Origin of the sequence: Shimia sp. R9_3 (assembly GCF_017743755.1) — a bacterium.
In the GTDB taxonomy this organism is placed as follows: domain Bacteria; phylum Pseudomonadota; class Alphaproteobacteria; order Rhodobacterales; family Rhodobacteraceae; genus Shimia.
In genome coordinates this window covers 79,250-105,781 of record NZ_JAGHRP010000007.1, presented here as the reverse complement: position 1 = coordinate 105,781, position 26,532 = coordinate 79,250, and the positions used below count along the sequence as shown (strand labels likewise).

Sequence of the window (26,532 nt, the reverse complement as noted above, 5' to 3'; positions counted from 1 at the left end):
AAGGACACCGCCGATGCACACGACATTGAGCCAAGATGGCGCCGTTTTAACCCTTCATTTTGAAGAGCAGACGCTCCGTTTTCACTCGATCTGGCTGCGAGACAATGCGCAGGACCCGGAGACGCGCGCCGTTGGCAATGGTCAGCGGCTGATCGCGTTGCGCGACATTCCTGAGGACACGCACATCATCGCTGTTTCGGTTGCGGGGGAGGACGTAAATGTGACCTTTGCACCGGAAGGTAAGCAGGTTGTCTTTAACGCAGAGTGGCTGAAGGCGCATGCGTATGATCGGCCTCAGAAAGCGGTTCGTGGATGGTTGCCGGAGGAGGTTTCCCCATGGGACGCGAAGCTTCAGGCAAATGTGCCAACCGGTGCATTCCCGAGGCTTGCGGAGGGGGGCACCCCATTTGCCACTTGGATCGAGCAAGTGGCCCGCTTTGGTTTTGGCAAAATCGAAGGCGGCCCGGTGAGAGAGGGCGCGCTGTTTGATGTGGTCGATCTTTTTGGCCATGTGCGCGAGACCAATTATGGCAAGCATTTTGAGGTGCGCACCGAAGTGAACCCGACCAATTTGGCGTTCACTGGCCTCGGGTTGCAGGCGCATACCGACAACCCGTACCGCGACCCCGTGCCGACGATTCAGGTGCTCTATTGTCTGGAAAGCTCTGCCGCCGGAGGCGAGAATATGGTGGTTGACGGGTTCGCCTGCGCGCGCCGTTTGCAGGCAGAGAACCCGGCCTATTTCGATGTGCTTGCCGATTATTGTGCGCGGTTTGAATATGCGGGCGAAGATGGTGTTTGTCTGACCTCCCGCCGCCCTTTGATCCAACTCGCGCCGGACGGTGAACTCATTGGGGTGCGGTTTAACAATCGCTCGCTTGCAGCTGTTACGGATGTGCCGTTTGAAAAGATGGACCTGTGGTATGCGGCCTATCGCCGGCTGGGGGAGATCATTGATGACCCTGCGATGGAGGTTGTGTTCCGTCTCGATCCTGGGGAAGCCTTTGTGGTGGACAACACCCGCGTTTTGCATGCACGTAAGGCGTATTCGGGTGCTGGAAAGCGTTGGTTGCAGGGGTGTTACGCCGACAAAGATGGGCTGCGCTCCACACGCGATGCGTTGCGTCGCAAGGCTCTGGAGGCGGCGGAATGAACACTCCGGCAGAAGGTTTGACGGCTGACACCATCGTAGCATTTCTGGCGTCGATTTTTGAGCGTCGGGGATCGGAAGAGTATCTGGGTGAGCCTGTGACGATGGGCGAGCACATGCTTCAGGGCGCGACGATTGCGGAGCGGAATGGGCAACCTGATGAGATCGTTGTGGGGGCTTTGCTGCACGACATTGGCCACTTCACCTCCGAATTTGGGATGTTCACGATGGATGACACAGAAGATCGGCATCATGAGGATGCCGGTGCGGAAGTGCTTGAGCGGTTCTTTCCGAGCGTGGTGACGGATTGTTGCCGCTTTCACGTTGCCGCCAAACGCTATCTCTGTGCCACCAAGCCGAGTTATTTTGACCGGTTGTCTGAGGCGTCAGTGCATTCTCTCAATTTGCAAGGCGGGCCGATGAGTGCCGAAGAAGTGGCTGAGTTTGAAAAGAACCCGAATCTGAAAGAGATCATCGCGGTCAGGTACCTGGACGAAGCTGGAAAGATCGCCGGAATGGAGACGCCTGATTTTTGGCACTTTGCGCCGAAGGTGCAACGCTTGGTGGATGTGCATCTTGCGCAGGGTAAAGGCTAGCTTTGGAGTGCTGTTTGGTGGGCCGCTTGGTCGCGAGTGCCTTGGGCCCACCACTCATCACATGTCTCAGGCATAAGGCGCGCAGCAAGGCCGATGCCTATGAGTTCTGTTTGCGACGGTTGCGCGATCTCGTGAACCTCGACAGATGAACCGACCACCTGAACCAAGTAGCCGGTGCCGTCTGGGCCGCGCATGTGCCCTTTGAGACGGTAGAGCGGCTCTGGCCGTGAGTTCAGCAATTCGGTCAGCTCAGTTTGACCAAGAGAGCGATCTCCGGAGTAGGACCATTTCGCATAAGCGGGGTGGGAGGATTGAAGGATCTGGGTTGGATCCTGCCCCGTCATCAGAAATTGTTCGATGCCAAGTCGATCAACGGGCAGGATCGTTGCATCTGGATTGAGGTCTGACAGATTTTGGCGCAGGTCCTCTTGTATGGGGGCTTTGCTGACCGCAATCACCTGCGCACAGGCAATTTGGTCTTTGAATTGTGCTGCGACCAAGGGATCGCCGCTCAAAGCGTCAAATTGAAGACCGTCCGCCACGGTGACGATCCCAGAGTAAAACAGCTCCGGTTCGGCTTGAGCCACATTTGCGATACGGGCCGGGTCGGCGATGCCGCTGGCTTCGATGATGATGTGATCCGGGCGGGGTTTGCGATCCAGAACATCTCCGATGGCAAGAAACAGGTCTGCGCCCATCGTGCAGCACACGCAGCCATTTGACAGCTCCAGAGTGTCTTGGCTGGCGGATATCAACAGGCTTGCGTCAATGTTTATTGATCCAAAGTCGTTCACAAGAACCATGATCCGCAACCCGTGGTTGGCGCTGAGAATCTGATTGATCAGGGTGGTTTTTCCTGCTCCGAGGTAGCCACCGATCACTGTTAGAGGGAGTTGGGTCATAGCTGATGCACCTCGCCGCCCAGAACGGTGCCGAGCACCGGCACGTCTTTTAAATCCTCTGCTGCAACGCTCAGAGGGTCTTCGCCCAGTAGCACAAAGTCCGCCCGTTTTCCGGTTTCGATGGAGCCGATCTCGGTGTCCATTTTGAGCGTCTGCGCGGCCCCTAAGGTGATGGCGTAAAGTGCCTCCTCCACCGTGATGCGTTGCGCGGGCCCGAGGGTGTGCCCGCTCATCGTGCGGCGGTTGACGGCACACCAGGCGGTGAACAGCGGCCCCATTGGGGTCACCGGTGCGTCGGAGTGAATTGCGGTGATCACGCCCATATCAAGACAATCTCGCACGGCGTTCATCGACCGCGCACGATCGGGGCCGATGGTCAGCGCGGCATGTTGATCGCCAAAATACCAGATGTGATTGGCAAAGATGTTGCAGGCCACGCCCAGTTCGGCGGCGCGCCGGAAGAGCGCGGCATCCATCATCTGGCAGTGCTGCAACACGTGGCGCGCGCCCGGCCATGGGTGTTTGCGTGCCGCCGCCTCTAAGGCATCCAATGTGACTGCCGCTGCCTCGTCGCCGTTCACATGGATATGCATTTGCAAGCCTTGACGCTGCATCTCTTCGCACAGTTGGAAAATCTGGTCCGGTGCGGTGTTCCAGAGCCCGTTGGGATGCCCCCCAATATAGCCCGGTGCGCGCACGCGGGCTGTCCAGCCCTGAATGGAGCCGTCGGTCATGAGCTTCACGGCGCCCAAGCGCAGTTTATCGGTGGCGCGCTCACGCATTGCTAAGGCCTGAGCCGCGACCTCCGCCGGGGTGCCGCCTATCGCGCCAAGGGCCGGAACCAGACGTACAGGGAAGCTTTTCTTGCCGGTGGCTTCGGCGAGCCTTGTGATGTCATCGTCGCCCAGCGTGGCAAACAGATCGGTCACTGTGGTCACGCCGGCGCGTTTGCATACTTCGGCATAAGACTGCAGCGCTGCATCGGTTTGCGTGAGTGCGCGAAAGTCGATCCCAGTGCGGCGCATGACCGGGAACATCGCGGCCATTTCCTGCAGCTCACCAGTTGGTTGGCCGTCTGATCCTTTGACGACACCTTCGACATTGGTCTGGGCGTTGTATCCTGCCAAGTCCAAGGCCGCGGTGTTGCCGCAGAGCAGGTGGAAATTTGAGAAGATGATGACGATAGGGCGTTGCGTGCTGACCTGATCAAGGTGATGGCGGCTCAGGCGTTCCGACGTCAGAAAAATCGGATCAAACCCCCAGCCCACCAATGGCTGATCCGGGGGCAGGGTGGCTTCGAAGTCTTTCAGCCGGGCGATGACCTCATCAATCTGTGTCATACCTCGCTGCATCTGACCATGCGGGTCAATCCGATCGTGATAGCCGCAATAGGCATAATCCCACATGGCCCCGGCCATCAAATGGGCGTGGCCCTCGACAAATCCGGGCATCAGCACGCTGCCTGAGACATCAATATGGCTGTCTGCTCCGCCCCATGGGGCCGCGCAGTCCGGACCGCCCACGGCCAGAATGCGCCCGTCACGAACCGCCACATGGCTGGCGCGAGGCATGTTCCGGTCCATCGTCACCACGGATTTCGCATGGAAAAGAAGCGTTTTGCCCATGTGTCTCTCTCTGTTGTTTCCAAACAGCTAGCTGAGCTTGGTTGTGTGGAAAAATGGAATTAGTACTAGAGTAACACACAAAAAATATTGGAATGACCTGTGCGATTTACCCTCAAACAACTTCAGTACTTTGACGCGGCGCTGCGCACTGGCTCAATTGCCCGAGCCTCTGTGGAGATGAAGATCTCGCAATCTTCGATCACCGCAGCGATTGACATGATCGAAAGCACCACTCAGGCGGAATTGCTGCGGCGGATGCCTGCCAAAGGCATTGTTCCGACCGACAAAGGCATTGAGATCGGCGCCCGCATTCGAGATTTTCTGGAGCAAGCGCGTATTTTTGAATCCGATCTGCTGACACTGACCGGCGATCCGGCGGGGACGCTGCGACTGGGGTGCTATGCACCGACGGCCCCATATGTTTTGCCGCCGATCCTCAAACGGATTTCGCAGGACTTTCCGCATATCCGTGTAGAAATCAAAGAAGGTGACATGCTGAGCATTGCGGAAATGCTGAACAGCGGGGTTGTTGATCTGGCGCTGACCTATCGGCGTGCCGCCCCTAAGGCTCAGCCTTTCCTGCCGATGTTCAAGGCCGCGCCCATTGCGATGATCCCGGATGTTTCTCCGTTGGTGCAGCAGGAACAGGTGGCCTTGTCCGATCTGGCTGATTTGCCGATGATCCTTTTGGATTTGCCCGGTGCACCCGATTATTTTGATGCGCTTTTCACCGCAGAAGGATTGCGCCCGCGCATAGGTCACACCACCAAAAGCTCTTCGGTGCTGCGCGGGATGGTTGCTGCGGATTTGGGCTATGCGATCCTGAACATTTGCGGCCCGCTGGACCGTATGGGGCAGAATGGCTATGTCACGCGCCCGATTTCTGGCGATCAGGACGCGCCTTTTTACGGGGTCGCCTATACGGGGGCGGGTAAGCGTTCGGCCTTGGTGCGTACAGTTTTGGAAACCTGCAGGGAAATTTCAGATCAGGGCGGGTTTGACCATCTGCTCAACCCATCCGGTAGTCAGGCTGCGCAATAAATCCAAAAAATGTAAGAATACCCCCAGAAAACAACTGTTTTCTGCATCAATGGGAATTGAGTAGCGTTTCCTTGTCCCACTCACTGGAGTGGGGCCTGAGAACCCCGCGATTGGCTGGTTTTGATGCGCCGGTATTTGCAGAGCGCAGTTCGCCGGTATTGGGCTTGCATAGACTCAGGACAGACGGGGCACAAACGGCAAAAGCAGACGCTAATAGCGCACCAACCAGGAGGATCTCATGAAATTATGGAACTTGAAGAAGATGGCAGTGGCAGTGCTGGCAATTGCACTCAGCGCAACGAGCACTTTGGCCGCCGATATCACGATGAATGTTGGCTTTGGCGCCCCTGAAGAATCCCTTTACGGCCGGTTCGGCAAGATTTTTCAGCAAAAGGTGGCAGAGCACTCAGATGGCGCAATTGAGGTCAAACTGCGCTGCTGCAATCAGATTTCGAGCGAGGATGAAGCGTTTAAGGCCATGCAGCTTGGCACCGTGGACGGCTTCTTCATTACCGCAAACAATGTGTCGCCGCACTGGTCGCTGATGGATGTGACCGTACTGCCCTACATCTTCCAGAACGCCGAACACCTGGACCGTGTGCTGAATGGCGAGGTGGGCCAGCAGATGAAAGACCAGCTGCAGGCAGACACCAGCGTGCACCTGCTGGCCTTTGGTCCGGCGCTCTACCGCGATTTTTACAATTCGGTGCGTCCGGTGAACACGATGGCGGATATGGAAGGGCTGAAAATCCGGGTGCCCAAGAATGAGGTGATGATCGCCACGTTTGAGGCCTTTGGCGCAAATCCCGTGCCGCTGGCGTGGTCAGAAACGCCGACCGCCCTGCAAACCGGCACTGTGGATGGTGGTGACAACGGCACCTCCTTCATTCGCGACATGAAATTCTTCGAGTTTGAGCCGCATCTCGTCATCCTTGAGCATTTTGTGGCTTTTGCTCCTTTGTTTGCATCCGACAACTTCATGAAGAAGCTGAGTGATGAGCAGCGCGCGCAGATTCTGGCGGCGGCCGAGGAGGCGGGGGCTGAGTATGCCGCTCAGGTTGCGACTGAGACCGAAGAGGTCCGCAAGTGGCTGGTGGAAGAAGGTGGCATGGCGCGCACCGATCCAGACCGCAGCGATTTCATCGCAGCAGCGAAAGGCGTTCAGCAAGAGTTTGCAGAACAGCGCGGTGAGGAGTTCATCGCACTGGTGAATGCGATCCAGGCCGCGGCGGAATAATCCTAAGATTGGGGCACTCTGAACGGGTGCCCCAGTTTGCTTAGTAAGAGCCGGCAACGGATGGGGAATAAAACAATATGAATGGTCTGAGGTGGCTCGAGCGGCACTTCGAGGAGTTGATTTGCTGCACCTGCCTTGCGGTGATCGCGGTGGCAGTCTTTGCGCAGGTGGTGGCGCGTTATGTCTTTCAGGTGGCACTGCACTGGACTGAGGAAACGGCCGCAATTTGTATGGTCTGGGCTGTTTACATGGGTGCATCGCTTTGCGTGCGTGAGAGGTTCCACATCCGCATCATGGTTGCCGTGCAGGCCTTGCCTGTTGGCATCGGTAAGATTGTGATCTTCATTGCAGACCTATTTTGGGCGTTCTTCTGTCTGTTCATGCTGAAAATCAGCTTGGATTACCTCGCGGTTTTCTGGCGGTTTCCTGAAACCAGCCCCAGCTTGGGCATCAACCAATTCTACCCGCAAACCATCTTGGTGATCGGCTATGGCCTGATGCTGATCCGCCTTGTGCAAACCTATTTCACTTGGTGGCGTGACCGGCGAAACGGGCTTCCGGGCATGTTGAATGAGGAGTGGGAAGCAACGTCCAAGGATCAGGAGCATCAGATATGAGTGCATTGATGATCTTGGCGATTGCCTTTGTGGTGTTGACCATTATGGGCGTGCCGCTGTTTGTGTCGGTGGGGCTGACCACCGCGCTGGCCCTTTACCTAATCGACATTCCTTATACATTGATGGCGCAAACCGGTTACGGCAGCCTGACGCCTTTCCCGCTGTTGACCATTCCTCTTTTTGTGCTCGCCGGTCGGTTGATGGAAGTGGGTGGGATGGCCACCCGCATGATCTCGATCGCGACCAATCTGGTGGGCGCTTATCGCGGCTCCATGGGGCTGGTCACGGTTTTTGCCTGCATGTTGTTTGCAGCCCTGTCCGGCTCAGGCCCTGCGACAACGGCGGCGATTGGATCGGTCACCGTGCCTGCGATGAAGCGCGAAGGCTATGACGTGCCATTTGCGGCCGCCATCACAGCCAGCGCCGGAGCGTTGGGGAGTTTGATCCCGCCGTCAAATCTGCTGATCATCTATGGGCTGGTGTCAGAAACTTCGATCCCACGTCTGTTTCTGGCGGGGCTGATCCCCGGGGTTTTGGTCACGGCCCTGCTGATGATCACCACCTATATCGTCGCACGTCGCCGCGGCTACGGCGGGGATGGCGAGCGTTTCTCTTGGGGGCCGTTCCTGCGTGCCGCATGGGACGGCAAATGGTCCATCGGGGCGCCGGTTCTGATCCTTGGAGGGATCTATGGTGGTGTCTTTACCCCCACCGAGGCCGCGGGCGTTGCGGTGTTCTATTCTCTGTTTGTGGGCTTTTTCATCTACCGTGAGCTGACCCTCAAAAAGCTGATTGAAGCCCTGCGGTTCACCTCTTTGCTGACCGGCATTCTGATCTTGCTGACGCCGACATTGGCCTTTGGTCAGTTGACCGCTTTTTACGATGTGCCCACAGCCGTACAGAACGGCATCACGTCGATCACCGACAATAAGTTTCTCGTGCTGCTGCTGATCGGTGTATTTTACATCTTCATCGGGACGTTCATGGAGTCCTTGGCGCAGATCGTTTTGTTCACGGCGGTGTTTCTCCCCCTGGTCAGCTCGTTGGGCGTTGATCCGGTCATGTTTGGGATTTTCACCGTGATCACTTGCGAAATCGGCTTCCTGACGCCACCGCTGGGCGCAAACCTGACCGTAGCGGCGCGCATCTCCGGGGTGTCGATCGAACGTATATCGGTGGCGGTTCTGCCGTTCATCCTGGCCTATGTGATTGGCATGGTGATCCTGATCTTCTTCCCGGATCTCACGACGTTCCTGCCCGATTGGCTCTACGGAGAAGCGAAATAGGAGGCTGACATGTTCGATCTTGTTCTCAAAGGCGGCACCATTGTCGACGGCACAGGGCAGGATGGGTATGTCGGCGACCTAGCGGTTACGGGGCAGCAGATCAGCGCCGTCTTGCCCGCAGGGGAGCTGGCGGGGCGGAAGGGCGTGCGGGAGATTGATGTCTCAGGCCTGATCGTCGCGCCGGGCTTCATCGATATGCACACGCATTCCGATTTTACTCTGATTGCCGATGGTCGCGCTGAAAGTCAGGTGCACCAAGGGGTGACAACTGAAGTCATCGGCCAATGCGGCATCAGTTGCGCGCCGGTCAATAGCCCCGGCGATATCAGCCGCGTTGCGCCCTGGTATACCGATCAGGCCAAGCATGACACCTGGCTGGGGTTTGGCGACTATCTTGACGTGCTTGACCGGACCGAGCTGGGAGTGAACGTGATGGCCTTTGTAGGTCATGGCACTGTTCACCGTGCGGTGTTGGGCGATCAGCTCCATCCGGGTGAGGCCGAAGACGTGGCCGAAATGGCACGGCTGGTTGATCAGTGCATGGATGAGGGGGCAGGCGGGTTTTCATCGGGACTGGAGTATTTCCCCGGCAATCTCGCCTCCCCTGAACATCTGGTCCCGATGTGTGAGGTCGCTGCGAAGTATAAGCGCCTTTACGCGACCCATGTGCGCAACAGAGACACCCACTATGACCTTGGTTTTGCCGAGGCGATTGCAACGGCCCGGCAATCGGGCGCGAAGCTGCAGATCAGCCATATTCAACCGAAATTCGGTGCGCCGGACTATGCGATGGATCATACGCTTGAGATGATCGAGTTGGCGCGGCGCCACGATGTGGATATCGCCTTTGATGTGATCCCGCATGACTGGAACCACACGCTGATGGCTGCGATTTTGCCGAAATGGGCTCAAGCTGGCTCTATTGACGATGTGCTTGCCCGGTTGGCGGATCCTGAATGCCGCGCGCGTATCAAGGCCAATCCGCAACCCATGTGGCTGATCGTCAAGGCGGAGCAATGGTCGGATATTGTGTTGCTGAATGCCACCGTCAACAAAGATATCGTCGGAGCCGACTTTGCCGAGATCGGCCGGATGAGAAACTGCCATCCCTACGATGCGGTGCTCGATATTCTGCTGGAAGAAGGCGATCACCTGTTGGCGTGTATGTGGTCGTCTAAGTCCTTTCGCAATGCAGATGTCGAGATGTGTCTGGAGCAGCCGGAATGCGCTGTCATCTCAGACACCGTCGCGATCGCAAATGAAGGTGTGTTGAAAGACCACATTGGGTCACTCTCAGGCTATGGCTGGGCCGCGCGGTTTTTACAGTACTATGTGCGCGACAAGGCGGTGCTCTCGCTTGAGCAGGGCGTGGCCAAGCTGACGTCCATTCCCGCCAACCGCCTTGGGCTGAAAAATCGCGGGGTTCTGGCGAAAGGGCAGCAGGCTGATATCTGTGTCTTTGATCAAGTCAACATCGCGAGCAACGCCACCGCCAAACACCCCCGCCGGTACGCTTCGGGCATTGCGCATGTCCTGGTGAATGGATCGCTGGCCATGGAGAACGGTCAGCGTACGTCGAAGAATTCGGGGCAGGTTCTGCGAGATTTTAGCGCGTCTGCTTAACCTCTTAAAACTGCGCGTAAATCTGTTGTCTGGCAGGGAGTGAAAATGACATACAAGTCGTATTCAGACCAGAACGTTGAAGGTTTTGCGTGAGGACGACGCGCATTTGTATGGAGGTATTGGTGTATGCTGCGCGTGCTGCACGGGTGGCTTTAGGACAATAACTATAACTTGCGGCAAGAAGTCCCGTGGAATGGGGCGGCGGTAGCTGTCAGAGGTGCAACCGCTTCAAAATCGTATGGATTGCAGGTGCGCGCCGATGGCACGTTTGGTCTGAGTGGATTGGGAGGCTTTTGCCCTGCAACAGGCAAGGCTATTTGGCATTTAGAAGGATTGCTAAGCTACCCGTATGGAGCTTACGGCTGTTCGCGCGATGGCTTTGAAGGCGCCGGCGCTGGAGCAACAGCAAAACTACCACAACACGCAGAATTTAACGCAAGAGCTTGGCCAGCCTATCATCAGCGTGATCATGTCCACCATAGATTGGCGACGAAAAAGCTGCGACTAGGCCGCATTAACGCAGCGGTGTTAACGCGGTATTGTACTCTTTTGCGGCAGTTTAGTATCGGTGTTTGGTGAGGGAGGAAACGCTGTTGTATGAAATGTCACACTGGACTCTTGTGCGGCTTCAGCCAAGGCGCGACAAAAAGGGTTTGTTTCCCACGCATTTGGTTGGGAAACTTGAGCACCTGTAACCACACCTTTTGCTTGGTCACTTGCCTATTGAGACAAATACCTTCATTTGCACCAAATAGGGTGCCTGGCCTGATAAGCTTCTCCGATGCAAAGAGACATTTGGCGAGTGTCAAGATCCCAACACAATTTCACAAATGCAATACCTGGGCGCGCCTGACAGAAATTCGCAGTGGGTCCACCAATCAAAAGGCAACGTGGTAATGGAATTTGGTCCAGCGAATGTACAGGATTTGCACGATCTTGTTGCACGCCAGACAGATCGGCTTGCAACGGCAATGTGGATTTACGATTTTGACGCAAAGCGCGTCATTTGGGCGAATGCCGCCGCGTTGCGGGTGTGGGATGCGTTGACTTTGGACGAGCTTCGGGCTCGTGATCTGAGTGCAGACATGTCCGATACGGTCCATGCGCGTCTTCAGCAGTATCGGGCAGATTTGTCGAACCCTGACCTTGTGTTGAATGAATCCTGGACATTGTATCCTGATGGCAAACCTCAGCATCTGAATGTGACGTTGCTGGGCGTGACGCTGCCTGATGGACGTATTGCCATGTTGTGTGAAGGGACAAGTGATAAGCAGCGCGCGCCAACCACCGTTCGCAGTGCTGAAGCGCTATTGCATACACCGGTTGCGATCTCTCTTCATATGGAGAATGGTGAAACGCTTTATCAGAATCCTGCAGCACGAGAGACCTATGACCCAAAGAAATCTTTCTGGTCGCGGTTTGTGGAAGCAGACGTTGCTGATGAGCTTCTGACCGAGCTTTGCGTCGGGGAAGACACACGCAAGGTGGCGCGGGTTCAGACCACATTTGGCGAACGTTGGCATGAGATCATCATGCAAAAACGGGTGGATGCGGTTGACGGTGATATCGTCATTTTGACCAGCGAAATTGACGTCACTGAGGTCAAGGAGGCGGAAGAACGCGCTGAGGCGGCAGATCGGGCAAAAACAGAGTTTCTTGCGGTGATGAGCCATGAAATTCGCACACCTTTGAATGGTGTGATCGGCACAGCGGACCTTTTGGCGGACACAGCTCTGGACCCGCAGCAAAGCCAGTTTGTCGCGACCATCAACAGTTGCGGTACATCGCTTCTGACCATCATTAATGACATCTTGGATCTTTCCAAGCTGCGCGCCGGTCAGATGACAATTCAGGCACAGCCTTTCGAACTGACGCAAGTGTTTGAAAGTGTTGGTGCACTTATGTCTGCGCGTGCAGCCGAAAAAGACCTTGATCTGACAGTGCGGGTCGATCCGGTCTTACCCAAGACTTTTGTCGGTGACGCAGGTCGACTGCAGCAGGTGGTGATGAATTTCGTGAGCAACGCCATCAAATTTACAGACAGCGGATTTGTGCGGGTTGATGTCAAGGGAGCCTGCGACACGGATGGTCAATGGCGTCTGGTGTGCCGTGTGCAGGACACAGGATGCGGTATTCCTGAGCATGAGTTGGGCCGCGTTTTTGATGAGTTTGCCCAAGTGGATGGGACGTACACGCGCAATCATGACGGTACCGGGTTGGGGCTGGCGATCAGTTCGACGCTGATAACCCTTATGGATGGGGACATCTCTGTCGAAAGCACACTGGGCGACGGGTCGACGTTCGCTTTTGCAATCAACCTGAAAGCCGCTTCAGACGCTACGCTCGCAGAGGATGCCAAGGTGCAGATCGGCGGCAAAACTGTTTTGGTGGCTGATAAAGACACAGCTCGGTGTGCGATCTTGGTGGAGTTGCTGACGGCTTGGGGCGCCGCGGCACATGTGGTTTCCTCAGAGAGCTGCGCGCAACAGCTTCTGGCGCAGGCAGATCTCGCTATCGTGGACGAAGGTAGCGTGTCGGAATGGCAGAAGATGTCACACGATCAAAACTGCGCGTTGCCGATTTTGCAGTTGAACTCTGTTCAGTCGACGCCGACGGAACCGGAAATGCAAGCTGCTGGTGGGATTGTCCATTTGATGAAACCCCTGCAGGCGACGCAACTGCGCAATGCCATGATGCGCCTTCTGAGCCCGGAGGGTTTCAAACTACTGGCCGAAGCGCCCAAGCCCATTGCATCTGAAAGTCCTGTTTCCGCGCCTCTGGTGGACCCTGATGATGAGGGTGCAGCGGGCGCAGTGGACGTTTTGATCTGTGATGACAACATGACCAATCAACGCTTGCTTATGGCGATTGTGAAAAAGCACAATTATCGTTTTGCAGTCGCCAGGAATGGGGTTGAGGCCATTGAGCGCTATCAAATCCACCAGCCCCGTATGATCCTGATGGATGTTTCTATGCCCGTGATGGATGGGCTACAGGCGACCCAGAAAATCCGCGAGTTGGAGGCGGACACATCCTCCTATACGCCAATCATTGCCGTGACCGCGCATGTGAACGAAGGTGAGCGCGAGAGGTTCTTGGCCTGTGGCATGGATGACTACCTCGCTAAGCCTTATCGAGCTGGTGAGGTGCTGGATCGGATAGCGGGGTTTCTTTCACTATAGGCGAAGATTTTTAGGGGTTTGTGTTAGCTTCGCGATATTGTCTTCCGCTTCAATAACTTGACCATGAAGTATTATTTGCGCGGACATGTTGCGGACCGCGCTTCTACTCTTTTCCATTCCTCAGGTGAGATTTGACCGATCTCTAAGCGGCGCAATTGGCGCTCACTGAAAGTTGGTTAGGCACCGCCCCTTACCTTCCTTGATTGGGGGAGTGGTACACGCACCGCCATTTCGGATGCGAGCGCCGCAAGCTGGAGCCAGTGGCCCACCGCGCTGAAACAACTTGGCTGCCGCTTGGCATACTTCGGGCTGAATCGTTACTGCCATGATCACGCCCTCGCTATAGCCATGCCGCCGCTCATGGGTGTTATCGTTTAATATATATCGACCTGTGGCTGTAAATAAAATCAGAGCGTATACGGTCGCGAATTCAACGCCGCGCAAGAGAGGAGAAATAATTTTTCCTAATCTCAATACTCAATCGGCGAGTTGCGCAGTTCGGCGGTGTCTTGCCATTCAGTTAATAAGATGGACTATGTGCTTTATGTAACTTTCGCGTGCGTTTGGCTTTGAATTTAGCAGCTTTCAAGGCTTAGGACGGTCTAGAGTCAGGACCCATCGACTTCTGCTCGGCTGCGTGATTCACGGTTCGAAAATCGAGCGGTGACCATGTCTGACCTTTTTTGGTTGACGGATGCGCAGTTGGCACGTCTTGAGCCTTTCTTCCCCAAGTCCCACGGCAAACCACGCGTTGATGATCGACGTGTGTTGAGCGGCATTATCTTCATTAATCGTAGTGGGTTGAGATGGCGCGGTGCCCCTTCGGTTTATGGCCCATACAAGGCGCTCAATAACCGTTGAAAGCGGTGGAACGACAAAGGCATCTTTGCCCAGATGATGGCTGATCTGGCTGCCGAACACGGTGAAGAGAAGATCGTGATGATCGATGCAACCTACCTAAAGGCCCACCGTACCGCGACCAGTTCGGGCGTAAGAAGGGGCGTGGACGCTTGATCGGTCACACCAAGGGCGGCATGAACACCAAGCTGCGCGCCATCTGCGACAGCCGGGGGCGTCCTCTCAACCTGATCATCATCGCCGGTCAGGTCGGCGATTACATTGGTGCGCGGGTACTGCTGAGCGGTCTGCCCGATGTCAGTTGGCTGTTCGGGGATCGAGGCCATGACGCCGATTGGTTCCGGGAAGCGTTGGAAGGCAAGGAGATACGCGCCTGCATCCCTGGCCGGAAGCAGCGAAAGAAACCGGTTCAGTACGACAAGCGTCGTTACCAACGGCGCAACCGGATCGAAATCATGTTCGGCAGGTTGAAGGATTAGCGTCGTGTGGCAATCCGCTATAACAGGTGCCTGAAGGTCTTCCTGTCAGCAATCGCCCTCGTAGCGTTCGCTATCTATTGGTTATGAGGCCTGACCCTAGGTTCCAAACGCGTTTTGAGTAAGCAAAACGAGCATACATGTCTATGATGCGCAATTAGTGCTTCCGGCTCAAGTAACAGTTTGCTTGTCTCTTAAGCTGATTTGAAATTTGCGGAACAACTAATATCTCGTTCTGCCGAATGCAGTTCTTTAATTACCAGCAGAACTTGTGATTGGAAAAAACATGACAAGCTTTTGCGAACGCCTGGCTTTAACTCAATTAGCATGAGGATAACTGCCGGTGATATTCCAGAAAAAATCTAGCAGGTTGCGCGAAGGGCTATAACCTTCAAAGGTTTGTTCATAGACGATGTCCAAAAGTGCAGACGGGCTTTCCTTGACTACAGCGCCGGACTTTTCGTCACCAATGTACCCGCCGTGGATCTGCAGAGATAGCTCCGACAGGAAAACAAGTATAGCTGCAGTAAGAACCTCTCGTTGAGGAAGAGCGGTATAAATTCCGTACCGTTCTACCGTGAAGGTCGCCGGGGCTATAATACTAGAGTCGATGCATTTTTCCCTCTGCAGCATTGCGCGTACAATCTCAACGTCGCCCACGTAGTACAAGACGTCATTATCACAAAATGCACGAGCCAGTTGTCGATGAGTTGCATAGTGTTTTATCACTGGAAATTCTGGACATGCTTCATCGTTTGCCTTACCCGGGATTGTCGGAGATGGTTCGCCTGAGTTAATGGCTTTCACCGCTGCGAGTATTTCAGTTCCCTATCGGCGAAAACTCCGATCCTGCACTATTCGGTTAATGCCGTTGGGCGCTGCTGTTGTCTCTCCTACGGAACCCACAAGAACTCGACACGGGGACGCACCGGCGGGCATTTCCATAGGTCTGGCTACAGTTACTGACGACATTTACACTGGGACAGAAACGTTGAGATAGCGTGCTTTACCAGTGATATTCTGCGGTGGAATTTAAAGTCGTTCCTGCAGGATTGCGGCTGGATCGCACAAGATATGCACTTCGCCATCACGCAGCAGATCAAATCTGTTTCCGGCGTTGACAACTCGCGTACTTACAGGCGTGTCAATTCGTCCCTCATTCTGAAGCGCCTCAATAACAGAACTACACACATCAACCATATAGCCTTTGAAGCCATGTGCCCGAGGTGCTCCCGGCATGGAGCTATCGCTTAAGTATTCCGATACAGCCTCATGGTAAGAAAACGGAGGTGCGTCCACCCGAACTCCAAACACCAGTTTTTCTTGTGCATGGACCTTGGCGACAGAAAAAGTAACCATGAGTGCAAGACTGATGCAAATCGAAACCTTCCAGTTTACTGCAGGACCAACCACTTTCAAATCCCCTCAACGAAGGCCGCATTCTTGGCGTCTTCTCAGTCGAGTTCTTCGGAGAAATCATCGTTGCCGGATCCCTCGGAAAGTTCGACCAAAAATGCAAAAAGTGCCAGAAACGCCAGTGAAAATATTCCCTGAAACACGCCATTTGTGAGTAAAGACTCAACAAAAAAAGAATTAATTTCTGCCTCTCCCATAGCGATCCCAAATTGGCCGACCAGTGCCATTAAGACAAACACTGGTGCACAAGCTGAAGCGCAAAGAACGGATTTCCAGCACTGCCGATTAAGATGTTGGTCAGCAACGACCATTGTCGCTAGCCCAATGATCATACCGAGAGTGAAATAGAGAAGCAGATACTTCAACGTCGACAAAGCGATCTCTTGCGCTGCTATATCTAACGCGATTGCCGTACGTTCCCAAATAGATGCCTCCGCCAAGAAACTAGAAGGATTGAGAGTAGCAAAGAGCTTGAAGCATGAGATCAGGGATGCGGTCGCAAATGCTGCACCAAAAGCTTGCAGCGAAGTGACTTTAAGCAAGCGTGCCATCGGAAGATTGGCCAGTCGGTAGGGCTTCCAATCGCGGCTGTCTATCAAATTGCGTCGAGCCGACAAAAGTTGCAACAGAAACCGTTAAAAAAAGAACAGTCAGTGGTAGGATATCCTCGCTGGCTCTTTAAAAAACAAAATACAGGTCAGACTGAATGGACATGTCTTTTAAAAATAAATCTGTTATGGACTTGTCCCAAAGCCCCAAATCGGCAATACTGGTTCCTCGCGCAGCCTAAGTCTGTTCAGCGCCAAGCGGGGTAGATCACAATCATGGCAATTGTGGTAAGTAGAACCGTTGTAAAGGCTTTATCCTTTAAGCCAAACTTGTCTGGCGATATCAGTACATCGAGTACTCGATCAATAGGGAGGTAAATTTCGCGGGAGATGTCGTCTGGGTCAGCTTGAGAATTCAGTGCCCCAAATAGGGCCTTTAGATTGCGCAAGCACTCCTGACCTGCGTCAGCAATGCTGCGCATTTCCTGAATGGAAGGGATGGGGTTACTGTCAGATAGCGCCTCCTCCAAGAGAAGCCGTAATGCGGAGCATTCCTCTTCCTGATCATCCAACAGCTTGTGCATTACCGACGCTTTTTCTCCATCGCCTACAGGAAATACAAGACCGCGAAAAACACCGCAAATCGCAGGCTCAAATGCGTCAATTGCTTCAAAGTCACGTTTTGTGGTCTGAAGAAATTGAAAGGTGATTGCGTTGTCGACCCCGGGTTCTGGCAGGCCCGCAAAGCCTACTATACATGTCGAGATAAGGTGTCGAACTTCCCTTTAGCGCGGCAGAATAGTCCAATCGACCTAAGCGAGTGATCTGTCGGAAAATGCTGTTTGGTACACCTGCCAAGCGATGGGCAAAGTTCCTGAAACTCATCTCGAATGCGCGCAGATATTTTCCGGCTTGGTTTCTTGCGGAGAGAAAATAAGTCATGGTCATAGCAATGACCAACGGCCACGCATAGCCATCTGGCTCAGAGGCGCTCGGCCCAATAGTCCCCTGAAGTCCTGTTTGGTTTGTTGACCGGCCAGAGCGCGTAATTCTGAGCCAATCTGCACAGAAAATACAGCTATAACATAGATCAAAAGATAAGCTGAAACATAGACGTAAAATCCGCGGTTGTAGTATTTTTCATTGGAAAGCTGTTGATAACTAATTCCGGCTAATCGAGGAAATTGACCTCGTGATAGAACTAGTCTGAGTTGAGGACCCTTGAATAGCCGGCGCGCCTCGACTGCGAGGATCACACATCCAAAGGTGAAATACATCCAAAAAAAACCGGAGAAAATTTATCCATGTCATGCCTCCTCAGCTCACCGAACTAAGTCTTGGGCTGGATCGAATTGAAAATTAGATTCGTCTCTCGAGCGCCCAATGAGCGCCAGTTGAAGCGACTTTTAACATTTGTTCAGAAATGTAGGGGACCGAATTTTATACGTTATAATTGTTTTTAATGGCAGCGCTGAATGTTTGGATTGCATGAGGCAATAATGATACTCTGCGATTTTTTGCCGCCGTCAAATGCTTCTATGGCTTTTTTCTAAAGGAAAAAGCGGAGGGTCTTGAATAATAATAAAAGGGAGAGGGGAAAGTAAAAGGTGAAGAGTGTCATGGTCGCGTTCCTCTAACGGAACAGAATGGTAAAGGACAAGAAAACAACCTCAGTATAGAATAATTGAGATAAATTGCAAAGCTAGCCAAGATGCTGTGTTTGTTTGCTCAATATAAAACGCAACCTATGGAAGTAGATAGAATCACTTTGAGTAATATTAACTGGAATTGGCCTTGATAAGATCATGATAGGAAATTTTTATTCTCCTCTAATAGGGAAAAATCTTCACCTAATATCAATTTAACTTGGTTGCGGATACTTTTCCCTTTTTCGAGTTTGTGTGTCCTAAAATGACGGGAATAAAGGTTTGATTTCTGGGATCGCGAGCTCCGGGGTAAGAGGTAATGATTTTACCTGGAAACGTCCTCTAGGAAAGAAATGCATAGCGAACATGAAAGTGTCGAAGCCGTTGCAATTGGTAATAAGTACAAACAGTTTTCGCAGTTCTGACACTTCTCGATTCAATTCGAAGTGCCAAAAAGTCTGAATTTATAGGAGGTACTTTCTGAAATGTGAGGGTATGACCAATGTTGCCTGTGGCTCAAAGCGATCAAACCAAGTAACGAACGGAATGCCCGCTTTGGAGATGTTAGCCGAACTTTGCAAAACACACTTTCTGCACGTTGTAGTTATTTCTAAAACAAAGAGAGCAACATCTCGCGAGGCTCCGCTATCGTCGTCGCCTCAGGTTCTGTGTCTGAGCGCCTGTGTGAGGCGATTACGGAAGCTTTCGACGACACCTAAGCCCTACCTAGTCACTAGCCTCATGCTTTGTGGTCGGCTACCACACTGCAAGCATATCCTTCGCAACATGACTTCGCGAGAGGTAGCTTTGGGGCCTAAAAGATCCCAAAGCTGTTCTCTCGCAAACCCACGGCTATGGGTGCAGAGATAGTCCTTACAGCAGAGCCATACAGACTGTGTATCGCTCAGGTGGGAGAAGGGACTGTCTATGGCCTCGTATCGGCCAAGTTTGTCGCGGGGGTGCTGGACGTCCCTGATCCGTCAAACCAACTCGAGTCTATCTTGCCAATTTCTTGCCAAAATATCTAGAGAGTTCTTGAGGTTTTCTAAGACGTTTTTGGCCGTTGGTGCGCGCTTCGTGGCTAGGGTCAAATCGCCTTAGTATTTATTTTATTGAGTTTTATGGCGGAGACGAAGGGATTCGAACCCTCGATACCGTTTCCGGTATACTCCCTTAGCAGGGGAGCGCCTTCGACCACTCGGCCACGTCTCCGCGGACCCGTATATGTGCAGGCCTGACGGGACACAAGACCCAAAAACACGTTTTCAAGAATTCCTTGAGTTTCGATGTCACGTCTCGCAAACGTCCCTGCGACTCGTAGTGTGTTAGGCCTTCAGACCAGGAAGCCGAAGCGAGTTTGTGGTTAGGCGCAGCGCAATGATGCGGAGTGGTTCTGTTGCTAGAAGGTCCAGCCGTGGTAGCAGACTCGCAATCAGTGAGTGAAATTTGTGACAGTCTACTATTGTGGCAAGCCATTGGCTTAGAACAAAAAATGCACAAGTATCTGTTGATATGACCGCGTTAACTTCGCGCTGCTACACAACCAATCACACCCACGCGAGGATGGCTGCGCGCAGCAACGATGCTGTGTTACGCTGGTCTCAACTGAAATGATCACGTTATTAGGAGAGTTATCGTGAAGTGGCTAATTGCACCTGCCTTTGTGGCACTGACCTCGACCATGGCCTTTGCTGGCGAGCAGTATGTTGACGAAACCGGCTACGCCGTTTCGGGTTACGATGTTGTGGCCTATTTTGGGCTTGAGCAGGCCCCTGTGGGCAGCGCGCAGCCAGCAGCAGTTCCTGGCAACAAGAGCATCACCGCTGACTACAACGGCGCGACCTTTGCTTTTGCCTCTGAGAAGAACAAAAAGGCTTTCTTGAAGGATCCGGAAAAATACGCTCCGAAATATGATGGCCACTGCGCATATGGTGTGTCCAAAGGCGGCAAGGTTCCTGGTAACCCGAACCTGTGGCGGATTGTTGACGGTAACCTCTATCTCAACATCACCAAAAATGTGGTAGGCTTCTGGGAAGAAGATATTCCGGGGAATATCTCGCTGGCACAGGGCAACTGGGGTGGTATTGAATCAAAAGCGGCGTCAGACAGCACGATCCCTAACTTCTCGTCGCCTGCGCCGACAAACTAAGGCGATACTATGAGGCTCTCACGACGGTCTGTGCTCGCGCTTGGAGGTGCGGCTGCAGTTGGGGTGGGGGCCTCTTTTATGCTGCCCACTTCGCGTGCGGATGTGGCGCACACCATGACACCTCAGGAGGCATTTCAAGCCGCAGAAAGAGGTGACATCCTGCTTGTAGATATTCGCCGCCCGGATGAATGGGCGGCGACTGGTGTACCCGCGCCGGCGGTGCCGATTGATATGCGTGCGCGCGATTTCATTGAGCAAGTGTCAAACGCACGTGCATTTCCTGCACAGCCTGTCGCCGTTATTTGCGCGCGCGGCGTACGCTCTGCCCGTGTCACTCGGCAGCTGGAAGCGGTCAATCTGACACCTATCATTGATGTGCCGGAAGGTATGCTGGGGTCCCGTTCTGGCCCCGGATGGCTCAAAACTGGTTTGCCGGTGAGGACCGAATAGTGATGCGATGGACCATGTTGGCGGCTCTGGCCTTTACTGCAATGAGTGGTTCCGCTGCTTGGGCATGCTCTAACGAGACACCCTGTGAGGTGGGGGAGCGCGCCTACTATGTCGCTTTGCCTGAGGGGCAAGAACAGCCAGCCCCCGCCGTTGTTTACATCCATGGATGGGGGGGCAGTGGGAAGGGGGCACTCCGCAATGGGGGCATGGTGTCTGCGTTTTTGGAGCGGGGCTATGCAGTTATTGCGCCTGATGGCGTACCCCGGGAAGGGCGTAGCGGGCGCAGTTGGGGATTTCATCCAAATTCAGGCAGGCAGCTGGAGGAAATCTCCTATCTGCACGCCGTGCGAGATGATGCTATAGAGCGGTTCGACTTGGATCCGGAGCGCATTGTGTTGGCTGGCTTTTCCATTGGCGGATCGATGGTTGCCTATACGGCCTGTCTTGATCCCAATTCTTTTGCTGCCTATGCGCCTGTCGGCGGAAATTTCTGGCGCCCGCATCCGACAGAATGTGCCGGTCAGGTGCGGATGTTGCACACGCATGGGTGGACAGATGGAACGGTTCCGCTGGAGGGGCGCGTGGTGAATCGTGTGCCAGTGACCGATCCGGATGCTTTCGCACAAGGCGATATTTTTTATGCGATGTCTCTATGGCGAGAGACCAACAAATGTGTGCACCTGAAAGCGGATCGCTTTGTCACGGAAGGACAGTTCTGGCGGCGTATCTGGGACCGCTGTGCACCGGACTCTGCATTGGAATTGGCACTGTTCCCTGGGGGGCATGCCATCCCGAGGGGCTGGTCTGATCTTGTTGTAGATTGGTTTGAGGGGCTGTGATGTTGGTCGCAGGTATATCAGTTGCTGCGCTTGTCACCGGGATTTTGCTCCCGTTACGGTGGGGCGTCTATGGTTTTTTTGGCGGCGCAGCAGTTCTTTTCCTGATACAAGTCGGGATCAATTCCGCTGGTGGTTTTGCCGGTGCGAGTTTTGAGGAGAGCCTGTTGTTGTTCAACGGCTCATACCTTTCATATTTCGGATTTAACTTGCAGATAAGCTATCGCGCCTTTGCTGCGCCGCTGTTGGCTTTGGCGCTGCCGATAATCTATCGCTTGTCACTCCGCAGCAATTGATTGCGGCGCAGCGCTTTCTGTCAGTACAGATTTCATCCAAGCCCGCTCATTCCGCGCCAAAGACACGATCTTTGGCTCGATGAGTGTGTGCGGTGTGTCGAGGCGTAGCACGCGGCTTGCGGCATTCGCGACAGGCACTGAGCTGAGCTTTGACAGGGGTACAGCAGCTGCGAGGCTGAAAGCGATCGGCAGGATCAAAAGCGAGATATCTGCGAAAATCATGCCTCCGATGAGTGCAAGGCCAAACACGGTCTCAATCCAATGGAACCGCAAGGTCGCCAACCACCCGTAACCGTTCCCGCTCCGGTCTTGTGGCGCCCACGCATTTTTGCGCCCCAGAAGTGCGGAGGTCGCTGCAATGGTGTGGTGGACCATCATGATCGGAGCATAGAGCACCGAGAGCAGAACTTCGACCAGCATTGATCCGATGAAGACCCGACGGGAGCCATAGGCTGCGCGTGTTTTGGATTGCAGACCAAAGATGACAGCACCGGCGATTTTTGGGAACAAAAGCATGCCGTAGATGAAAGCGAGGTAGAACCAGGCCATGCTGGTTGGGGTTTCCTGCCATATTGGCATCAACGGGTTCGCCGGTGAAAAATAGCTGGGCGGTGTGTCATCGCTGACGCCGACAAAGGCCCAAAGGGTTATCACCGCGAGCCAAGCGGGCGACATCAGAAAGGCGAGGGCGCCCAACAAAAGGTGAAAGCGGGAAATGACATGAAAACCGCGTGCCGTAAGAATTCGCAGATGCTGCATATTGCCATGGCACCAGCGACGATCCCGCACGACATAGTCGATCAGGGTTTGCGGTGTTTCTTCATAGCTTCCTGTAACGCGGGGCAGAAGACGCACGGCCCATCCCGCGCGGCGCAACATGCCTGCTTCGACAAAGTCGTGGCTGAGCAAAAGATGCTTTGCGCCGCGCCAACCCTTCAGGTGCGGAAGGCGTGCGCTTTCGGCAAATGCGCGCGTGCGAATGATCGCGTTGTGGCCCCAATAGTTGCCTTCGTGTTGTGACCAGCAGGCCAACCCCTCGGCAATCAGCCAGCCGTAGACGGAGTTCGAAAACTGTTGCACGCGGCCAAAAAGTGTCTGAGCGCCAATCAACATTGGGCGGCTTTGAATGAGACCTGCATCCGGATCAGCCGCCATGGCGCGCGCAAGTTGGCGAATGGCTTTGCCGCTCATCAAACTGTCTGCGTCAAGGATCACCATGGAGTCATAAGCGGCACCCCAGTTTTCGATCCATTCGGTGAGGTTGCCCACTTTCTTGTCGGTGTTTTCCTCGCGGCGGCGATAAAACACTTTGGTGTCTGGGTGTGCTGAACTGCTAAGTGCCTGATAGGCGCGTTCTTCCATCCTGGCGACTTGCGGGTCGCGCGTGTCACTGAGGATAAAGAGTGTGTAGCAATCTTCTCCCGGACCATCGGCCAGCTCTCGCATCATGGCGGAGGCATTGCCAAAAACATCCCAGGGCGTTTCGTTGTAGACGGGCATCAACAGGGCGATTTGAGCTGATTGACCGTTCACGTTGCCACGGGTCATTCGCATGCCGCCAAGAGCTGTGCTGACCAGTCCCAAACAGGCATTGGTTGCCGAAAATGCAAGCCAAACGGTCGAAAGCGCAATCAGAGCCAAGACAATGGCGTCAATCGTCGAGACGCCGCCGCGGCTTAAATACGTTGAGAAGGACGTGCAGATCAGGGTCGTCAACGTGATGGTTGGTACAAAGGCCGCTAGGCGCCAAAGGTGACGGCCCGGACGTCCGGCATGTTCCATGGAGCGCCTGCTGCCGACTTCTGAAAACGTCTGAGCCGGCATCGCGAGCGGTGCCCGCGGGGGCATATGGGAATGCTCAGACGTCATGCGGTCCACCGGTAAAGCCACACCTCGCTCAGCGGTGCGTCTTTGAGCCGAAGCTGTGCGCGGAATTCAATGAGCGTCTCGTCTCCTGGATGAAATTTGAAGGCCAGTCGAGGGCCACCGGTTTCCGGATTGCGCTGCAAGACGCCGGAGGACACTTCGCCGGCGCTGCTGTTCACCACAATTTCAATCTCGGAGAGATCTGCCGGCACAGTTTCGCCATCGGCAAAATCAATCAGTACGATGGTTCCGTTGTTCTCAAAAGCGGAACCAATCATCGTGTTGAGCACAGTGAGGCCTTGCCCATAGCTGACCTCTTCGCTCCATGTGAGGCGATAAGACAGTTCGGTCTCGGTGCCGCGGGTCAGGCCTCCTGCTGGACGCCAGTAACACACGATATTGTCGTAGATCTCGGACTGGGTCGGGATTTCGATCAGCGTGACCGCACCTTCGCCCCAATCGCCTTTGGGTTCCACCCAAACGCCCGGGCGGCGGTGATAGAGCGCTTCTAGATCCGCAAAATCGCTGTATTCGCGCGCGCGCTGCAGAAGGCCGAAACCTTTGGGATTGTTGTCTTGAAAGGCGCTGATCTGCAGCGCGGACGGGTTGGCCAATGGACGCCAAATGGTCTCGCCCGCGCCGTTACTGATCAGCAGACCGTCCGTGTCATGCACGGCAGGACGAAAGTCGGTGAAGCGGTGTCTGTTGGTTTGGTCGTATTGGAACATCGACGTCAAAGGCGCGATGCCAATGTTGTCTATATCGCGACGCGGGAACAGATGCGTTGTGATGTCCATGGTGAGGGCTTTGCCCGGCGTTATCTCAAAACGATAGGCGCCTGTGCAGCTTGGGCTATCAAGTAAAGCATGGACAATGAAGATTTCTTCATTGGGTCCAGGCTTCTCAATCCAGAAGGCACGGAAATCCGGGAACTCCTCGCCCTCAGGTGAGGCTGTATCGATGGCCAGACCTCGTGCGGATTGGCCATAGATGTTTCCGGTCCCAATGGCACGGAAATAGCTCGCGCCCTGGAATACGGCGAATTCCTGATAGATGCCTGCCTTTTCCAATTCTGCGCGGAGCCGCAGGCCGGAATAGCCAAGCGTGTCATCGGTAGGCAGTTCAGGGAACTTGTCAGTTTTGTCAAAGACATCGAAATCAAATTTAAGCGGCTGAGCCATGCCGTTTTCGATAGCTGCGATGTCGATCGGATGCGGAAAGTAAAGGCCCGGGGCGAAGACGTCCAACTGGAGCGGGGTCTCGGGTTCTTTGCTCCAAAGTGCATTGCGCACGTCAAACCAGATGGAGACGTAATCCTCATAGCCAATTTCTGTCCATTCCTGCGGAATGCGCTTTGGCGGTTGGTAGTCCTTCTGGCTAAGCGCACGGGCACGCTCAATCACCTCTCTCGGATCAAATGAGACGGGCGCATGCAACTGCAAACCGGGTTCTTTGCTGGCTTCAGCCAAAGCGGGGCTTGCGGCCAAAGCCGCCAAGCTGGCGATGAACTCACGTCTTAGCATTGGCGCCGCTCCGCTTTTTCCAAGGTTGAGATTTGTAGTAAGACGCGCCATAGGCCACGCCGACTATGATCGCCGCGCCGAGCAGGTTCACCCAGAACATAGTGAAATGTGTCCGGCCCACCTGATCCAACAAAGCTCCCATCAGGCGTGCCAGGAACATGGAGGCGATGAAGACCGCCAAAGATTGCTGACCAACTTTCAGAATGACGGTGATCATGCGCTGCCAGATGTGCCCGATGGGCGAAGCTGGGTCACGCGGCTGAAGGCGGTCGCCATTGCGGCCAGCCAGCACCCAAGCGACATAAGCAAGCGACAAGAAGTGGACATAGCGCAAGATGCCAAAGTTGGTCTTGTCGATGAGCGCACGCCACTCTTTGCGCCACTCCAATGCCCAAGATAGCTCGTTATAGAGACGGAAATAAGCAAACGGGAGGGTGATCAGGAGCACAGCGACGGCCACCAGAAACAACCGATTGTCTACTGGAGGAGCAGGGAGCCAACGTGCATTGAGCGCAAATCCCGTGAAGAAAATCAACTGCCAGCCAAATGGGTTGAAGAACCATTGGCGCTCGGACCAGGGCTCGGCGGGAAAATTGAGGTCATAGAGGTTCGCGCACAGCCAAACCGCGATGACGGCTGCAAATGCCAGCGCCTTATTGATCTTTGCCAAGATCACCACTGCGGGCAGCATCACGAGGATGACCATATACATTGGCAGAATGTCAAAATAGTTCGGCACATAGGTCAAAGTCAGCAGACCAAGCAGATTGGTTGGCGTGTCCTTGAAGAATGGGTGCAGGTTGAGCTGGCCGACGTAGTTGCGACCCTCTGGCAGAAGCGCGTTGAGCGCGACCATGGCGGTGGCAATTGCAAAAAACAGACAGATATGCGCCCAGTAAATCTGCCAGACACGATAACTGATCCGGACAGTGCCCATCATGTTGCCCTGCTCGCGGAAAACACGGCCAAAGGCGAGGGCGCTCGCCATGCCAGAGCAAAAGACGAAGATTTCAGTGGCATCTGAAAAGCCGAAGCGGGCCGGGATCCAGAGAGTCAGCCAATTGCCCGGGACATGGGCGATCAAGATGATGAACATCGCGATACCCCGGAAAAAATCCAGACGGATATCGCGTGTTTTGGCGCCGATCTGTGCGGCTGTATTCACTGCCGCCGTAGCGGGAGCAAAGGTCGGGTTTGCCACTCTCATAG

At 54.3% G+C, this 26,532-nt stretch carries 21 protein-coding genes, 1 tRNA gene and 1 pseudogene; 13 read left to right on the top strand and 10 right to left on the bottom strand.

Annotation, left to right across the window (positions count from 1 at the left end; all coding sequences use genetic code 11):
* Positions 1 to 13 precede the first annotated feature (13 nt).
* Both J7412_RS17070 and J7412_RS17065 read left to right on the top strand, forming a co-directional pair.
* On the top strand, positions 14 to 1,153 hold the full coding sequence (locus tag J7412_RS17070; RefSeq protein WP_209079725.1) for a TauD/TfdA family dioxygenase: 1,140 nt from the start codon (positions 14 to 16) through the stop codon (positions 1,151 to 1,153).
* Positions 1,150 to 1,746 carry an HD domain-containing protein gene (locus J7412_RS17065; protein WP_209079724.1) on the top strand — a complete coding sequence of 199 codons (597 nt, stop codon included), beginning with the start codon at positions 1,150 to 1,152 and terminating at the stop codon, positions 1,744 to 1,746. The genes J7412_RS17070 and J7412_RS17065 overlap by 4 nt, the downstream gene beginning before the upstream one ends.
* Here the strand turns inward: J7412_RS17065 and J7412_RS17060 are convergent.
* Positions 1,743 to 2,648, bottom strand: a complete 906-nt coding sequence (locus tag J7412_RS17060; RefSeq protein WP_209079723.1) for a CobW family GTP-binding protein — start codon at positions 2,646 to 2,648, stop codon at positions 1,743 to 1,745. The two genes, J7412_RS17065 and J7412_RS17060, sit on opposite strands and share 4 nt — an antisense overlap.
* On the bottom strand, positions 2,645 to 4,273 hold the full coding sequence (locus tag J7412_RS17055; protein ID WP_209079722.1) for an amidohydrolase: 1,629 nt from the start codon (positions 4,271 to 4,273) through the stop codon (positions 2,645 to 2,647). The genes J7412_RS17060 and J7412_RS17055 overlap by 4 nt, the downstream gene beginning before the upstream one ends.
* 99 nt (positions 4,274 to 4,372) lie before the next feature.
* Between J7412_RS17055 and J7412_RS17050 the strand changes: the two genes are divergently transcribed.
* From J7412_RS17050 to J7412_RS17020, 7 genes and pseudogenes are all read left to right on the top strand, one after another.
* Positions 4,373 to 5,314, top strand: a complete 942-nt coding sequence (locus tag J7412_RS17050; RefSeq protein ID WP_209079721.1) for a LysR substrate-binding domain-containing protein — start codon at positions 4,373 to 4,375, stop codon at positions 5,312 to 5,314.
* Between the two features lie 238 nt (positions 5,315 to 5,552).
* Complete coding sequence (locus tag J7412_RS17045) at positions 5,553 to 6,551, top strand: TRAP transporter substrate-binding protein (protein ID WP_209079720.1); 999 nt, start codon at positions 5,553 to 5,555, stop codon at positions 6,549 to 6,551.
* Between the two features lie 77 nt (positions 6,552 to 6,628).
* Positions 6,629 to 7,168, top strand: coding sequence for a TRAP transporter small permease (locus J7412_RS17040; RefSeq protein ID WP_209079719.1), 540 nt, complete (start codon positions 6,629 to 6,631; stop codon positions 7,166 to 7,168).
* On the top strand, positions 7,165 to 8,454 hold the full coding sequence (locus J7412_RS17035; protein ID WP_209079718.1) for a TRAP transporter large permease: 1,290 nt from the start codon (positions 7,165 to 7,167) through the stop codon (positions 8,452 to 8,454). Before J7412_RS17040 ends, J7412_RS17035 begins: the two co-directional genes overlap by 4 nt.
* 9 nt (positions 8,455 to 8,463) lie before the next feature.
* Positions 8,464 to 10,077: an amidohydrolase family protein gene (locus J7412_RS17030; RefSeq protein ID WP_209079717.1), complete on the top strand. Its 1,614-nt coding sequence runs from the start codon at positions 8,464 to 8,466 to the stop codon at positions 10,075 to 10,077.
* Between the two features lie 896 nt (positions 10,078 to 10,973).
* Positions 10,974 to 13,259 carry a PAS domain-containing hybrid sensor histidine kinase/response regulator gene (locus J7412_RS17025; RefSeq protein WP_209079716.1) on the top strand — a complete coding sequence of 762 codons (2,286 nt, stop codon included), beginning with the start codon at positions 10,974 to 10,976 and terminating at the stop codon, positions 13,257 to 13,259.
* Between the two features lie 669 nt (positions 13,260 to 13,928).
* Positions 13,929 to 14,683: pseudogene (locus J7412_RS17020) on the top strand (IS5 family transposase).
* A 228-nt stretch (positions 14,684 to 14,911) separates the two neighbouring features.
* On the opposite strand, the gene J7412_RS17015 reads toward J7412_RS17020, so the two are convergent.
* The 5 genes from J7412_RS17015 to J7412_RS16995 all read right to left on the bottom strand — a co-directional run bounded on the left by J7412_RS17015 (position 14,912) and on the right by J7412_RS16995 (position 19,415).
* Complete coding sequence (locus J7412_RS17015; protein ID WP_209079715.1) at positions 14,912 to 15,400, bottom strand: hypothetical protein; 489 nt, start codon at positions 15,398 to 15,400, stop codon at positions 14,912 to 14,914.
* A gap of 225 nt (positions 15,401 to 15,625) precedes the next feature.
* Positions 15,626 to 16,006, bottom strand: a complete 381-nt coding sequence (locus J7412_RS17010) for a hypothetical protein (protein ID WP_209079714.1) — start codon at positions 16,004 to 16,006, stop codon at positions 15,626 to 15,628.
* Positions 16,007 to 16,047: 41 nt separating this feature from the next.
* Positions 16,048 to 16,560, bottom strand: a complete 513-nt coding sequence (locus tag J7412_RS17005) for a hypothetical protein (RefSeq protein WP_209079713.1) — start codon at positions 16,558 to 16,560, stop codon at positions 16,048 to 16,050.
* A 245-nt stretch (positions 16,561 to 16,805) separates the two neighbouring features.
* Positions 16,806 to 17,141: a hypothetical protein gene (locus J7412_RS17000; protein ID WP_209079712.1), complete on the bottom strand. Its 336-nt coding sequence runs from the start codon at positions 17,139 to 17,141 to the stop codon at positions 16,806 to 16,808.
* Between the two features lie 2,184 nt (positions 17,142 to 19,325).
* Positions 19,326 to 19,415, bottom strand: a tRNA-Ser gene (locus J7412_RS16995).
* A 469-nt stretch (positions 19,416 to 19,884) separates the two neighbouring features.
* Here J7412_RS16995 and J7412_RS16990 point away from each other — a divergent pair.
* From J7412_RS16990 to J7412_RS16975, 4 genes are all read left to right on the top strand, one after another.
* Positions 19,885 to 20,352 carry a YHS domain-containing (seleno)protein gene (locus tag J7412_RS16990; protein WP_209065693.1) on the top strand — a complete coding sequence of 156 codons (468 nt, stop codon included), beginning with the start codon at positions 19,885 to 19,887 and terminating at the stop codon, positions 20,350 to 20,352.
* Positions 20,353 to 20,430: 78 nt separating this feature from the next.
* On the top strand, positions 20,431 to 20,802 hold the full coding sequence (locus tag J7412_RS16985; RefSeq protein WP_247743982.1) for a rhodanese-like domain-containing protein: 372 nt from the start codon (positions 20,431 to 20,433) through the stop codon (positions 20,800 to 20,802).
* 2 nt (positions 20,803 to 20,804) lie between these two features.
* Positions 20,805 to 21,641 (top strand): alpha/beta fold hydrolase, encoded by an 837-nt coding sequence (locus J7412_RS16980; RefSeq protein WP_247743989.1) that lies wholly within the window; start codon positions 20,805 to 20,807, stop codon positions 21,639 to 21,641.
* Positions 21,641 to 21,934, top strand: a complete 294-nt coding sequence (locus J7412_RS16975) for a hypothetical protein (RefSeq protein ID WP_209079710.1) — start codon at positions 21,641 to 21,643, stop codon at positions 21,932 to 21,934. Before J7412_RS16980 ends, J7412_RS16975 begins: the two co-directional genes overlap by 1 nt.
* Here J7412_RS16975 and mdoH read toward each other — a convergent pair.
* From mdoH to J7412_RS16960, 3 genes are read right to left on the bottom strand one after another with little or no spacing between them, the layout of a single operon-like run.
* The gene (gene mdoH, locus J7412_RS16970; RefSeq protein WP_247743988.1) at positions 21,917 to 23,758 is read right to left on the bottom strand and encodes a glucans biosynthesis glucosyltransferase MdoH; all 1,842 of its coding nucleotides are present in this window, start codon (positions 23,756 to 23,758) and stop codon (positions 21,917 to 21,919) included. The two genes, J7412_RS16975 and mdoH, sit on opposite strands and share 18 nt — an antisense overlap.
* Before the next feature lie 41 nt (positions 23,759 to 23,799).
* Positions 23,800 to 25,323: a glucan biosynthesis protein gene (locus J7412_RS16965; protein WP_209079708.1), complete on the bottom strand. Its 1,524-nt coding sequence runs from the start codon at positions 25,321 to 25,323 to the stop codon at positions 23,800 to 23,802.
* On the bottom strand, positions 25,310 to 26,530 hold the full coding sequence (locus tag J7412_RS16960; RefSeq protein ID WP_209079707.1) for an OpgC domain-containing protein: 1,221 nt from the start codon (positions 26,528 to 26,530) through the stop codon (positions 25,310 to 25,312). Before J7412_RS16960 ends, J7412_RS16965 begins: the two co-directional genes overlap by 14 nt.
* Positions 26,531 to 26,532: the final 2 nt, after the last annotated feature.